The 13395-nt window shown below is 36.3% G+C and carries 13 protein-coding genes; 3 read left to right on the top strand and 10 right to left on the bottom strand.

Going from position 1 to position 13395, the window contains the following annotated elements:
- Position 1: 1 nt before the first annotated feature.
- Positions 2–178, bottom strand: a complete 177-nt coding sequence (locus tag KFE94_17385) for a hypothetical protein (GenBank protein ID UTW66400.1) — start codon at positions 176–178, stop codon at positions 2–4.
- Positions 179–378: 200 nt separating this feature from the next.
- Between KFE94_17385 and KFE94_17390 the strand changes: the two genes are divergently transcribed.
- Complete coding sequence (locus tag KFE94_17390; protein UTW66401.1) at positions 379–1326, top strand: hypothetical protein; 948 nt, start codon at positions 379–381, stop codon at positions 1324–1326.
- Between the two features lie 49 nt (positions 1327–1375).
- Here the strand turns inward: KFE94_17390 and KFE94_17395 are convergent, their stop codons facing one another.
- Positions 1376–1948 (bottom strand): TetR/AcrR family transcriptional regulator, encoded by a 573-nt coding sequence (locus KFE94_17395; protein ID UTW68308.1) that lies wholly within the window; start codon positions 1946–1948, stop codon positions 1376–1378.
- A 717-nt stretch (positions 1949–2665) separates the two neighbouring features.
- Positions 2666–3613, bottom strand: a complete 948-nt coding sequence (locus tag KFE94_17400) for a hypothetical protein (GenBank protein ID UTW66402.1) — start codon at positions 3611–3613, stop codon at positions 2666–2668.
- 138 nt (positions 3614–3751) lie between these two features.
- Here KFE94_17400 and KFE94_17405 point away from each other — a divergent pair, with 138 nt between their 5' ends.
- Positions 3752–4093, top strand: coding sequence for an alkylphosphonate utilization protein (locus KFE94_17405; GenBank protein ID UTW68309.1), 342 nt, complete (start codon positions 3752–3754; stop codon positions 4091–4093).
- A gap of 33 nt (positions 4094–4126) precedes the next feature.
- On the opposite strand, the gene KFE94_17410 is transcribed toward KFE94_17405, so the two are convergent.
- The 3 genes from KFE94_17410 to KFE94_17420 all read right to left on the bottom strand — a co-directional run bounded on the left by KFE94_17410 (position 4127) and on the right by KFE94_17420 (position 7516).
- On the bottom strand, positions 4127–5188 hold the full coding sequence (locus KFE94_17410) for a hypothetical protein (protein ID UTW66403.1): 1062 nt from the start codon (positions 5186–5188) through the stop codon (positions 4127–4129).
- Positions 5189–5233: 45 nt separating this feature from the next.
- Entirely contained in the window at positions 5234–6631 is a 1398-nt protein-coding gene (locus KFE94_17415; GenBank protein UTW66404.1) for a T9SS type A sorting domain-containing protein, read from the bottom strand.
- 141 nt (positions 6632–6772) lie between these two features.
- Positions 6773–7516, bottom strand: coding sequence for a response regulator transcription factor (locus tag KFE94_17420; protein UTW66405.1), 744 nt, complete (start codon positions 7514–7516; stop codon positions 6773–6775).
- A 367-nt stretch (positions 7517–7883) separates the two neighbouring features.
- On the opposite strand from KFE94_17420, the gene KFE94_17425 reads away from it, so the two are divergent.
- Positions 7884–9617, top strand: coding sequence for a T9SS type A sorting domain-containing protein (locus tag KFE94_17425; protein UTW66406.1), 1734 nt, complete (start codon positions 7884–7886; stop codon positions 9615–9617).
- 69 nt (positions 9618–9686) lie between these two features.
- On the opposite strand, the gene KFE94_17430 is transcribed toward KFE94_17425, so the two are convergent.
- From KFE94_17430 to KFE94_17445, 4 genes are read right to left on the bottom strand one after another with little or no spacing between them, the layout of a single operon-like run.
- Entirely contained in the window at positions 9687–10313 is a 627-nt protein-coding gene (locus KFE94_17430) for a murein L,D-transpeptidase catalytic domain family protein (GenBank protein ID UTW66407.1), read from the bottom strand.
- Positions 10310–11422 (bottom strand): hypothetical protein, encoded by a 1113-nt coding sequence (locus KFE94_17435; GenBank protein ID UTW66408.1) that lies wholly within the window; start codon positions 11420–11422, stop codon positions 10310–10312. The genes KFE94_17430 and KFE94_17435 overlap by 4 nt, the downstream gene beginning before the upstream one ends.
- Before the next feature lie 18 nt (positions 11423–11440).
- The gene (locus tag KFE94_17440) at positions 11441–12088 is read right to left on the bottom strand and encodes a hypothetical protein (GenBank protein ID UTW66409.1); all 648 of its coding nucleotides are present in this window, start codon (positions 12086–12088) and stop codon (positions 11441–11443) included.
- The gene (locus KFE94_17445) at positions 12078–13256 is read right to left on the bottom strand and encodes a VWA domain-containing protein (GenBank protein ID UTW66410.1); all 1179 of its coding nucleotides are present in this window, start codon (positions 13254–13256) and stop codon (positions 12078–12080) included. Before KFE94_17445 ends, KFE94_17440 begins: the two co-directional genes overlap by 11 nt.
- Between the last annotated feature and the right edge of the window lie 139 nt (positions 13257–13395).

Below are 13395 nucleotides of genomic sequence, written 5' to 3' on the forward strand. Positions count from 1 at the left end.
CTTAGCCCCATTTGATAGAATCTAATTCTGTAGTATTTGATGGTCCGGGTTCAACACCTCTCTTCTTATCTCTTTTAGCGAGACTCATTGAATTCAATTCGTTTGACGATTTCGATTTTAATAGGTTAAAAACACGTGTTTTATTAAAACCAGTACAATTACCTGTTTTTAAATTCAACTGATTTCATTCCTTTTTTCCTTCTCCTTTTATATCTAGTTTCGTCTACATAACAAAAAAACAACCATTGAAAAGCACCTGAGTTAATCACATTATGCCCCTAAGTTTATACTAGCGTACAATCTATCTCGATTTTATGAGTTAAAAAAGTGTTTAACCGATAAAACACCTGGTCAAGTAATTTTTAACTATCTATAATTATGAAAAATCAAGTAGCCATAGCCGCACTTGCGCTCTCCATGCTTGGAGTCAGCTGTCAGAAAGACGAAATGTCTAACCTACAACAAACATCATCAGCATCCACGATGAATAAAACCATCCTGGTATTTGATGACGCCAACGATCTACGAAAAGGACTGGATCAGGCTTACCTTCTACTAGAAAATGATCAAAAAGCTTTAGATCAAATTGCGCAGAAAATGAATTTGTCAAACCTGGATCTAACCCAATCGGAAAGTTACAAAACAGTTCTCCAGTATAATTCGGAATCTCTGGAATATCTGAAAAACAGAACAAAAGAAGGCGTGTTAGCTCATTTTACGTCTGCCCTGGATATTTACAATGAGGCTATTAGATTAACGGATAAAAATCAGCAACAAGCCATGGTGGAAAAGTATTCTACGATTTTAGGTATGGAAGAGTCTGGCTTGGTGGTTTGTAAAATCGGGAATCCAGCCTTAGCAGCCATATCTAACTCAAATGGTCAATATCAAATAGCAGAAAATATTGAATCCGCAATTCCAGTAAGTCGAAGCAACAGAATACTATACTCTGTAAAACAGCACGTATATTATTCTCCGGGATTTAAATTTCTAGTTGCCACTCATTTATATTATGAATACAGTGGATCAGGTATTATTGGGCAATCTTACCATACTTATGTATGGGCAAATAATACCTGGGTGGCATATCCAACATCTGAAACAACATTCAACTCTACATGTTGGTGGTATGGTTCCGGATCTGCGAATTATCTAAGCGGAACACGATATAACGCAAATAATGTATCTCATTCAGTGAGTTACCCCGGGGTTGGTGCTAATACATGGTTTGGATTAGACTCTAATTATAAAATCGTATTAAACGGTTTTACTAGATATGGAAATTTCAATGGGGTAACCAGTACAATTAACCACATTCCAATATAAGTCAAACAATATCTAGATTTAAGAGCGCTCTGTTTCTAGAGCGCTTTTTTTAGACCCTTAGACTATCCCAGGCAGCCTTAAACGCTTCATTTAACATCGATTCTTTCAACTCGCCAAAAACTGCTTTAGATTGCATCAAAAAAGTCAATGGATAAATCATATACGCATACAAAATAGAATCCGGAATCTCCTTGATAATCCCTTCATCCTGTCCTCGTTTCCATAACTCTAAAAGTGGCTGATTATACTTCATGCGATCAGAATTGTATTCTACCTCCACAATATTCGTATGCTCACATTGCCACAAAAAAGCAGCTTCTTTTTCATGTTCCTGATGAAACCTTACTACATATTCCCAAATCATCTGAAAACATTTTTTAATAGGTTGGTTCGATTCATACCCTGAGTAAACAATTTCGGCATATTGGGATTGAACTTCCAGATAAAGTTGATTAACTAAATCCTGCTTATGTTCAAAGTATAAATAAATAGTGGCTGGAGACACCTCCGCAAGCTTCGCAATTTTTGACATCGAAGCTCCTTGAAATCCACCGGAATTTACAAGCAATAAAGTGGCCTCAAAAATCCTGTTTTTCTTATCAATACTTTTCTGTAATTTCAAGGTTCTGGAACCACTATTTTTAACCTTATTCTCCTCCACTTTTTTATTCTATATCGTATTTAAAGCTGAAAATCCACTCTTTTGCTCAACACAAAAATACAAATCTCTCATTAAAAAAGAATGAATATTCACTTTTTAAATCATAATCAAATAACCAAACCAACATGCACAAACGAACAACAAATTATAAAACAAATATTTAAATACATCAAACTAAATTTAATTATAACTTAAAAACACCACTTCAAAAACGATCACCACATGCACAATATCATAAATTCAAGAGCCTATCACATGACTTTCAAAATAATATTTGGCTATTTCCCGTCTGTTTTAAGCCGTATTCGCATCAAATTCACACCTGATTTTACCTAAAGTTTTCTACCTCTAACTTTGGATCGGAAACCTGGTTAAAACAGCTCTCTTTTTGAAGTGTTCTTTGCCATACGAAAAGTGCTATTATTCGCCTCCAATTTGAGCTAAAAACCACCTCGCAGATCTACCTTCTTTTTTGGCTTCTCCCCTACTCTATTTTCAATATCCAGACATCCAAATTCATACTTAAAATACGTGTTTATACGGATACCGAATCTCATAGGATAAACTTTACTTTGTCATGATCATATAATTCTAAGACTCCAAAAAGCATCGTAGGGAAATAGATCAAAATGTATTGTTCAGAAAATCGTTTTCTATTTTCCCGCTTTTTGGATTTAACTATTTGAATGAAGCCTTGAGTTGATTCGCAATGTCTTTTTGCAAATAAATAATCAGCTGTTTTAGTTCGTTCAAATACTTCTCTTGATTTGCGTCAATGGCATAATCGGCACTAGAAGATAGACCCAAAGCGGATCCATCTCTAGAACCTGTTTTAATCAACCCATTGCTCCAATCGTTATTACCATAGATATTCTTATCGTAGGTAATCCAAGCAAACGATCCTTTCGGGTTGACCAAGCTTATTACTGGTGTAATCATCAATCCAGCTGTAGTAGTCAATGAGTTTTTAGACAATCCTGAATTTTGTCCTTCGAATTGTGCGAATCTCACAATATATCCAATACTAATCAAATTAATTTTTTCCTTAGCGGCCAGATTTTGATAAAAAGTCCCTGGAATTTTAAAAGTGGTAAACACATTATTATTCTTTGGACGAAAAATATATTGTTCTTTGATGTCACTCCCACTCATATCAATGGCTGGTGACTTATCATATATATATTGGCCATCGGTTTTTCCAATCATTACGTTCTTTTTATCCGCTTTGCTCAACACATATTTGCTTTGCATAGTAGCATCTCCATTGGTCACATTTAACCCAATCCCCTTCAAATCCGCCACGAAACTTATATACAACTCTTCAATCAAAGCTTGTAGCGCTTCAGGGCTTACTCCTACCAGTGCAGCTTCTGCAAAAACCGATGTTACTCCTTGCTTTTGTATAGTTCCTGCATGAGAGACACCCTTCATCAACGAAGCTTGAGTTAAATAGTAATCGTTAATAAATACAGGGTTGGATTGTAATGATTTTGCTGCTGACCCCGGAATTTTTGTTTTGGCTTTATATTCATCCTCAAAATTTACTTTGCTCCAATCAATTTGAGCTTGTGCTTGAGCTCCCAGACACATCATTAAGATGATGAAGTGTATTCTTATCTTTTTCATATTTAAGCTTTTAATGCTGCTCAAAAATGAAAGCTTTAATCCGCCAGCACAATACGCAGAGTTGCGTATTTATAGAATACTAATTCTCTTTCCAAAATCACTAATATGAGTACATTTGCCCACTTTAAAATCAACATCATGTCAGAAGAATTACCAGCTTGTCCAAAGTGCAACTCAGAATATACTTACCAAATGGATGCTTTGATGGTATGTCCGGAATGTGGTTATGAATGGAATCCTGAAGAATTGGCTGCCGAAGAAGCTGCATCCATCATTAAAGATGCCAATGGAAATCCTTTAGCGGATGGAGATACTGTAATTGTGATTAAAAACTTACCAGTCAAAGGAGCTCCCGGCCCTGTAAAGGCAGGAACTAAGGTGAAGAATATTCGCCTCACTGATGGAGACCACAATATTGCATGTAAAATTGATGGTTTTGGGGCCATGGGGTTAAAATCTGAGTTTGTAAAGAAGGCGTAACCGCCTTCTTACAGAAAGAAACTAACCCTCCTCTTACAATTCAAAACTATATGTCACTAACTCCTGATCTTTTAATACCTCTTCTCTGGATTTCATTTCAAAAGGGCGATTGAGACGGTTATTTGCAAAGTCACAGACTTTCTTTTCAAATACAATCTGGTATTCACCTGATACCCATTTTTCATTAGGAACAAAACCAAAAGTTTGATCTGTTTCGTTCCAGGTATACACCCCATTAATCTGTTTTCCATCACGCGTATAAATCTTTACCCCATCCACAATAGATGAATGATCCATCCCTTCCGAAAATGGAATAATTAAAGTCTTACGTGAATTGGCCTTAGGTTTTTTAATCAAATCAAATAGAACCTTAGGCATTTCATAATCTTCCGCTATAATTGTGAATTGGTGTACATAAGGTTTTGCCATGGCCCTGCCATATACATCTTTCATTTCCGGCAATACCTCAAGTGTATAAGTCTCTCCTATCTGAAATGGAATTTCCATATCAATTCCGCGCTTTACTTTACCTGGATGCACCATTAACACCAAAACCTTTTGGTCTTCCAACCAATAAGACCTTTGACGCCAAACCGTTGGAATTTCCTTTCCTTGTGGATCCAAAATTCTAACGTTTTCGTAACCATTAATATCATGAAGCATCGTATTGGAAAATTGTACATGAAAAAACAATATATTTCTTGGTACTTCTGTAGATGCTGGAAAAACATTTTCTACATAAGCCAATGGTTCATTCGCATTTAATGGTTTAGGTGTCTGATATTTTTGCACTTCAGACTGGTATCTAATCTCGAATTCCAACCCAGCCCCTAAATCGGTTAATGGTTTAAATATAAGATCTCCATCCTTATGAGTGTATTTACCGCTTACGGATACAGGCGCTGGTTTGCCATCCATAACCTGCGTGAATGTCAATTGACTTTCTACGTTTTTTTCAACAGAATCCGATGGCACTTTCCCTTCGTAGATATTTGCTACTCGAATTACGGGTTGTAATGGGTCTGTATCGTCAATTTGAATATGCTGCGCCCAAACCCCAAATGGACACAGTAAAATCAGTATTAAAGCTTTCATTTGAATCAAAAAAGCGCTCCGGAAACATCCGGAACGCTTATACATTTACTTAATAATTAATTGTTGTTGATAAACGCGTTCTTGCGACTGATATATGTTCATCATATATACCCCCTGAGTCAGTTTACTTACATCCACCGGAATTCTATTTCCTTGAATGAATACACGCAAAGCTTCTTTTCCATCAGCGGTATAAACCACCAATTGTCCATTATTTATGGTCGTATTTTCATCTAATTGAATTTGAATAAAATCGCTTGCCGGATTTGGATATACTTTAACACCCGTTAATTGAGGAACTGATTCCACGCTCAATGCTACGCATGAAGCTGACACACCAGTCGTCAATAACTTCATGACGTCATTTTCCAACACCAACAGCTTACAGTCATTCCAATATGCGATTTGATCATAACTGTTCGGATATATTTTAATTTGTTCATCGGTCATCCCTGGACCTGGATTTCCATTAAAATCTCGTAATTCCTCGCTATTGTTATTGAATTTGTTACTTGTAATAGGCGATCCGTCCAAATATTCCTCCCCAATACGAATTAAAACAGGATTGGGATTCCCATAATGCAAGTCAAACAAATAATCCTTTCCATCCTGGTTTTGATACACCACCTTAACCGGAGGCATCGTATTCACGTTAAACTGCTCTCTCACCTGAAGCACACCTCCAATTCCTGTAATATCACTTGTTTTAAGAGAAAATCCAGGCGCACACACCGTTACTCCTAACAAACGACTTTCTCCATTTACATTGGCAAATGCGGCACGTTCTAATGGGGCATCGGTAAAATAGTTTCCACCCCAATTTGTCTTAAACATGGATGTTGCTCGATTTGTTGTAGATGAATTATGTTCAAATGGTGCTGCTACTGTAGCCACCTCTCCGTCAAGCGTCCAGGAACCCGAAGTAATGTATAGCGTATTATCTCCAAAGGTCATATCCTCAACACCATAACCATTTACTCCATTCCAGTCAATCAAACTATAGGTCATACTCGATTGGTCTAACACATTCACTGTAGCACCATCATCCTCAATCTTAATCAAATATGAATTTGTTTGACCTGCATCGATCGCTAAAACATAAATAGCTCGGGTAATTGGGTTTACCTCAAAGTTCTTTATGGTCAAATTCGTTTGACCGGTAGCCCCATTAATCAAATTACTAAAGTTATTTATCTCAGTAACATTATTATCGATCGCATCATTCGGATCATTATCCTCAATATCTATCGCATAGAACTCACTATTGGTCTGATTTGCAGCTACCAGCACCACATCGGTACCATTAGATACGATTTCTATATCGTTGATAATTCCACCAACTGGTAAGGCTCCGGTTGTTGGGTTTTGCAAGAGAGAATTTTGGGCGGTCACCCAGGATACAGAAGCTCCAAGGACTAGTGATAGTAGTACTTCTTTTTTCATAATACATTTTTGTTTACGGTTTACCCTAACCAAACGTATCAGAACTTTTTGGGTTGCTTTACTTAAATTAATTCTTAAATATTTCGCTACACAACTAAATAACAAAATAAAATTACACAAACATACTAGCTCCTGTCAGGTCTATCTTCCTTTTAAATACTCCAATAATTCATGTTTTTTGCGTGTGGAAACCGTTATCGTACTCCCATCTTCCATTAGCAAATACCCTCCGTCACGATTAATATAACTCTTAATCTTGCTTAAATTCAAAACATGTGACTGATGAACACGTTGAAACATTTTTCGTGGTAAAATCTGCTCATATGACTTCAGTGTTTTTGAAGTGAGCATACTTTCCTGATTCACAAAATGAATTCTTGTATAATTCCGCTCCGCTTTTAAACGTATAATACTACCAATAGGAAACAAATGAATTCCATCATTTGATGGGATAGCCACTTTTCGTTCCATCATGTTCACTTTTGAACTCCCTTTCAATTCTTCGATTTGTTGACGTAAAAGCTGATTCTCTTTCCATAGAATTTTCTTTACAACTCGGGATAATTCTTGCTTTAGAATAGGCTTCAACAAAAAGTCCAACCCATTATAAACAAATGCTTTGACAGAGTTCTCAATCCATTCAGAAGTAAAAATCAAATAGGTCTTTTGCGTTAATATTCTTAATAGATTCTCATGAACCTGTTCAACCATATCCGTATCAATAAAGACCATATCCGGCCTTAAATCATGTATCTGAGAAAGGGCTTCAGCAATATCAGAATATTCCCCTAATACTTCAATTTCAGGACAATTAGCGACAAGTTCTTTATAAATAACGGGGATATTTTGTGGGGCAGCATCAACAATAAGGCAGGTGTACTTCATTGACTCAATAGGTTTATAATTCATAGCATAGCACTATCAATGTCTCTACATTGACAACACATTTAAATCACATGGCCTCACTTTATTAACGCTGGATAGGCATTAATGGTTTGAATTAAACACAATATCTACCTGATATACATTTAATTGCACTCAAATATAGCACTTATTTTTATAAAAATCCACACTATATTATTCTCGATAAATCAAACCATTCAAATGAAAAGCGAAACCATACGAATATCAATAACAATCTGAATTACAAAAAGTTATTTTGTAAGTTTCGTCTACAATCACCGATAATAACCTGTTTACCGTTGTCGGTCATTTAATCAATTATTCACTATACAAAATCAATGTTATGAACATGAAAAACAAACCTATTCAATGGCTTTTGACAGCCATACTTGCAACCTCCGGTAGCCTCTTGATGGCACAACCTGTGATTTTAAATCCTCTAGCAACAAGTGAGGATATCTATGTTAGTGGACCTCCAACCACAAATAACACTGGAAACGACATTTGCCATGTTCCTTTTGCCCCACCAAGCAATTTAGTTAACGTCATGGTCTATGAAAACGGACCAAACGTATTCCTAACTCATCAAAATGTAGGTAACAATAGTCCTGGAACGGTGATCACATTAGGTACAATGTTACCCCCTGGAACCATTTTTTTTGATCCGGATGTAGTTTCAGTTGTGTCAGGTGGTACTGGAATTGGAGCTCTTAAAGAATGGATTATTGTTGTATATATCGCTGACACTCCAGGCCCTTCCGCTCCAACCATATTTGCCGAAATGTATAATTGGGGTGGCACGACTTTCTCATTAGTAGGTGGTCCTTATGATTTATCGAATAGCGGTGGAGTTTTGCCTTGTAATTCACCAAATATTGATGCTGACTATTTAGGCAATTATGCCATTGTATGGGAAGAGGATAACGAGATTTTTATGGCGAGCGAAAATGCTTTTGGAACATTCCCAAATCAGCCTTCACACTTTATTAACCATTCTATTTCCTGTTCTCTATCCGGAAACGAAAGAAGCCCTGATGTATGTATTATTCCCGATGGTGGTACGAATTCACTAATCAATGTGACTTTTACAAATACCGCAAATGATATATTATATCTGGAACGTATTTTCACCAATCAAATCCCAGGGCTCCCAGGAACTTATCCGTTTCCTCCGTCAAACTGTGCATCTCCAATGTTTTACGCGCAAAGTTTTGTTTCTTTAGGAACTATTCATGATCCAAGAATTGCCTGTCCTCCATCCACTAGTGGAACTCGTAATATTTTAGATATGACCATCGCATTTCAATTTATATATAGTACGTCCCCTTTTAATTCACATTTAGTTACTGCAACTCATAATTTAATTAACTACCCTCCTGCGGGTAGCATTGTTTATAATAGATTAGATGTTGCCGGATCTTCTTTTCCAGCATATGGTCCCAATTATACCAATCAAAAACCTGCAATTGCATACAAACAGGTTATAGATGAATTTGTGGTCGCATGGGAATTGCAAGATTTATCTACCGGAGCCAATAACGCCTACTCTCCTGTTAACAACAATTTCAATTTAGTAGCTGTAAAATGTACTGATGCTAATATTCCTGTAAACGTTGATATGTCAAGTGTAAACAACGTTACTACATCTAGCAACCAGGCGCGTTCTGTAAGTATAAGTAAAGGAGATATTCCTCCAATGCAATACGGTTTTGTTAAAGACAATAATGTGATTAGATATAATAGTGTCTTTTCCGGATCCAACCTCAAGAAAGAAAACCCAGGAAAAATATGGTTTATAGATTATTCACACTCTACAACAGATGTACCTGATTTTACAACAAATTCAGAAATTAAAATGTACCCGAATCCTGTAGCATTCAATGGAGGCGACATTCATTTGGATTTAAACAATACTACTGTGTCGGAAATTTCAATTATGACCATTGATGGCAAACAAGTATATCATTTGGATATCGAAAACCAATCTACCGTAACTATTCCAAATCAGTTCCCGAAAGGCGCTTATTTTGTTGTGATTAAAAGCGATAATACACAAGAAACTAAAAAACTTATGATCCAGTAATTTTCTGATTCATAAAAGCCAAAATCCCACCCAATAATTGGGTGGGATTTTTTTTAGGGCCAGACTTACTTAATTATAAATCCAAAGTAAAACGGGTACGGTTTCATCTTGTAAAATGGAGTCTAGCAACTTCATTGCTTTATTAGAAACCATGGGGCACCCCAAACTATTTGGGGCGTATTTGGGGTAAATCTCCTGATCTGGTACATGCTCCCAGGAATGAAGAACTATGATTCTTTTATAAGCATTGTTGTTTGTAGATTCTAAACCATGAAGTTTATAATTCACGTGAATTCCCCAATTGCTATATCCCCGTTTCCCTATTTTGTATTTCCCCAAAGAACTACAATAACTTTCAGGTAAATTACTGAATTTAGGCAGCTTATACGCTGTTTCAGGATGAGGTTTTCCGCCACAACTTCCATGGCTACAAAGGGCCTTCATACGGATACTATCCCCTTTGAAATCCCATAAAAACAACCTGTATTTCCCAGAATGCTTACTCATATCTACCAAAATAGCATAACGGATATTCATTTGATTTGCTTCACTATAACTGCGTGCTTGTTGGGCTTTTAATCTTAAGTTGGAGAGATCATTGTTTTGTGTGTAACTACAAAAATTCAAATTCATAAAAAGCAATACACCTACTCCTACTTTAATCACTGCTCCAGGACTATACTTCATATTTATCATTTTTTAAACCATTTAATCAATAATAGAATTGTAGCTATAACTGCGAACACACCTAATCCCCATATATAGCGGCTTTGTATTTCTATCTTTTTAAAAGCATCATTATTTTGTTGGTGAAGCTTCTCTTGTACCCCCTTTAAAGAATCTATTTCACGACTCAATAGTTTTAAAGAATCAATTTTTATGATTTCAGCCATATGAATTGAATCTAAATGATTGGCATAATCATCTATCCCCATTAGCAATATCTCCGGATCAATCTTACTTCTATTCATCATTCGAATAAATGTTGGTGATAATTCGGCCATATTTTGAGCATTAATCCGTGAATTATTAAGCTTACCGATTTTGGTCTTTATTTTTCTTTGAATGTATGCATCGATTTGAAAATCTATCGCATAGGTATATGCAAGCAATGCATTTTCATATGTGCCGACTTGAAAATTAAAATCACCTAGTGACACTAATAAATTTGAGATCACCTGATTGGGTGCCGGTGTAAAAGGGACACGAGTTCTTATTTGGTAACTTATATGATCGTTTATTTTTCTAACCCCATTAGAGCTATGGTTGTAATCTACTCTAGCCACTAATTTCGAAACATCCAGTATGCGATGCGTTTTTAGCCAGCCGGGAGACTTTTTCTCCTTTAATTTGGCTTTTAATATTTCTATATGCACCCATTCGCTCCCAAAATGAGAATCCTTATTTAATTCGTATCCTAACGAAATATATTTCAGTGCACTATCTAACTCTCCAATTAACTCATAAGAAGTCCCAATATTGGCTATAATATTATACTCGTTAGGGTGCTGTTGATACAACGGCAAAAGAATCTGTAATGCAGAATCTGCTTGTCCCAGTTTCATTAAATTCACCGAAATATCGGACCAGACTTTATGATCTTCGGGATGACTGATTGACTCAGCTTTTAACTTTAGCAACTTTTCATTAATAAAAACAGTATCAAACTGTTTCATCCCATCAGTTAAATAAAAATATCGCGTAAATATTCTTTTACCTGATAAGGAATAACCATACTCATTCCCACACCCAAAGGCCATTTGAAACATGGAAATTCCTACTACTAAAACCAATATTTTTTTCATATTCTCTTTATTATTCAATCAATACACACGTGTACCTAAAAGCCAGGTCTTTAACATCATTGTATTGGGTAAGAATGTTCCCACAACATACACTTGAGAAGATTGAAACGCTTCTGATTCATCCAGCTTCTCGCGTACCACTGCCCCACTGATATAATCAGAATGGACAAAGAATGCTTCTTCGTTTTGTACTACTACAAATCCCACATGATAATCCAGTCCAACAATAAAAATGCTATTCTGCAATCCCTGGAATTGAGCTATTACCCGATCATAGCCTTGATATCTAACTGTATTATTTTCGCCACATACAGACTTCACTATTATTGCCGCAGCTTGTTGTGCCAGCTTATATCTATTCAATTGAAAACCTACATGTTTTAGTGTGGTACTCACAAAATATCCGCAGGCAATTTCTCCTTTTCCCGGTGTATTCGAAATCCCGTTGAAATCCCAGGGAGTTCCGTACCAGGCTGGAAACACACTATCTACCAGTGTTTGATACATGATTTGATTATATAAATTGGAATCTGTTAAAGTCCAATTACTTCTATGTTGCTTCATGTTATGCAAAACCTGAGTATAGTGCGGCCTTTGAGCATAACCAACGCCAAAAACACCTAAAAGACATACCGTAAACAGATAGAGATTCATCCTATTTTTCAAAGTAGAATGATTTGGATTCTGCTTGAGATACAATGGCTTGCACCATCACATCTTCGAGTTGAGAAGTTGTACTGGATACATCCTTTAACTTTTCGTTAGCCACATACACTTTTCGTTTTTTACTTAAAGCTGTGATTTCAGACTGAATACGATTTCTTTCAGCTTTAAGCTTTTGGATATATGCCAACTTCTCCTCATTAGTCATGGTGCGCATTTCAGGTGGTAACATTTTAATTTTTTGAATATCAAAATCTTTACGATCGGAAGCATCTACTAAATCCCAGCTTCCATTTTTGTACACCTTCCCTCCTTTAGAGATATAGCGTTTAGCAGCATTTGCAGAACCCAATGAACTCGCATTGGCATCTTCACGAATTTGTTTTTCCTTTTTAGTCGCGCCATAGGTTCCGTAAGGAATATACGTATCGTTTAACTTCACATTTAACTGTGATAATTCCTGATCATATGGAGATTCAATATGTTTGATTTGGTCATTATGGTCAATATTCATGTATTTTCCTAAAGCAATGTCTGCCCCATCTTTCCAGAATGTACGCACTCCCGTATTATAATTCCCGCAAAAGATGGTATTGACGATCACATCCTGATCTACTGCTTTTTGACATGCTTTTCTGAAGTCTACCAGCCCCTGTGTAAACTCTTCATTCCCGGCAATAAAAACCATATGTAAATCCTCGTTACTATCTGTCCATTCTAAATGATCCAAAGCATCCTGAATCACAGTACCACAATATTCTGAACCTCCATTGGTATGCAATGCAAAAAGCTGTTCCGAGATTTCATCCAATTCAGTAGTAAACCCACTAATTTGTTGCACATAACCATTCATGACGTTCAAACCATCATTTCCGTATTGATACAGAGCCAATTCAATTTCCGGATCATTTCCATCCGTATCTTTTGCTAAAGCCAACTGATTTACAATCTGCCACAATTGATTTTTAGTCTGCTCAATTAAACCGTTCATACTTCCTGAAGTATCCAATAAAATGGCCAACTGAATCTTACGCGTTCGTTTTACATTCGTTTCTACTGTTTCATTTTGAGGCGGATCTAATGGGTTGATTCTGTTTTCTGTTTGAGGCGCCTGACAAGCCATAAGCCCCATCAACGTTCCATAACCTATGGTGTGAATTGCATTTTTCATTTCGAGTCGTTTTTAAATGATTACCACTCAAAAGTGAGTTGAAAAAAAATCGAAAAAAATACAGATTGAGTGAACCGACCGTTTGATTTAGGGAACGAACCACAAGCTTTAGTTTAGCATCTAAAAAAGCTCTATTTCG

It is taken from the genome of bacterium SCSIO 12643 (assembly GCA_024398135.1).
In the GTDB taxonomy this organism is placed as follows: Bacteria; Bacteroidota; Bacteroidia; order Flavobacteriales_G; family Salibacteraceae; genus CAJXZP01.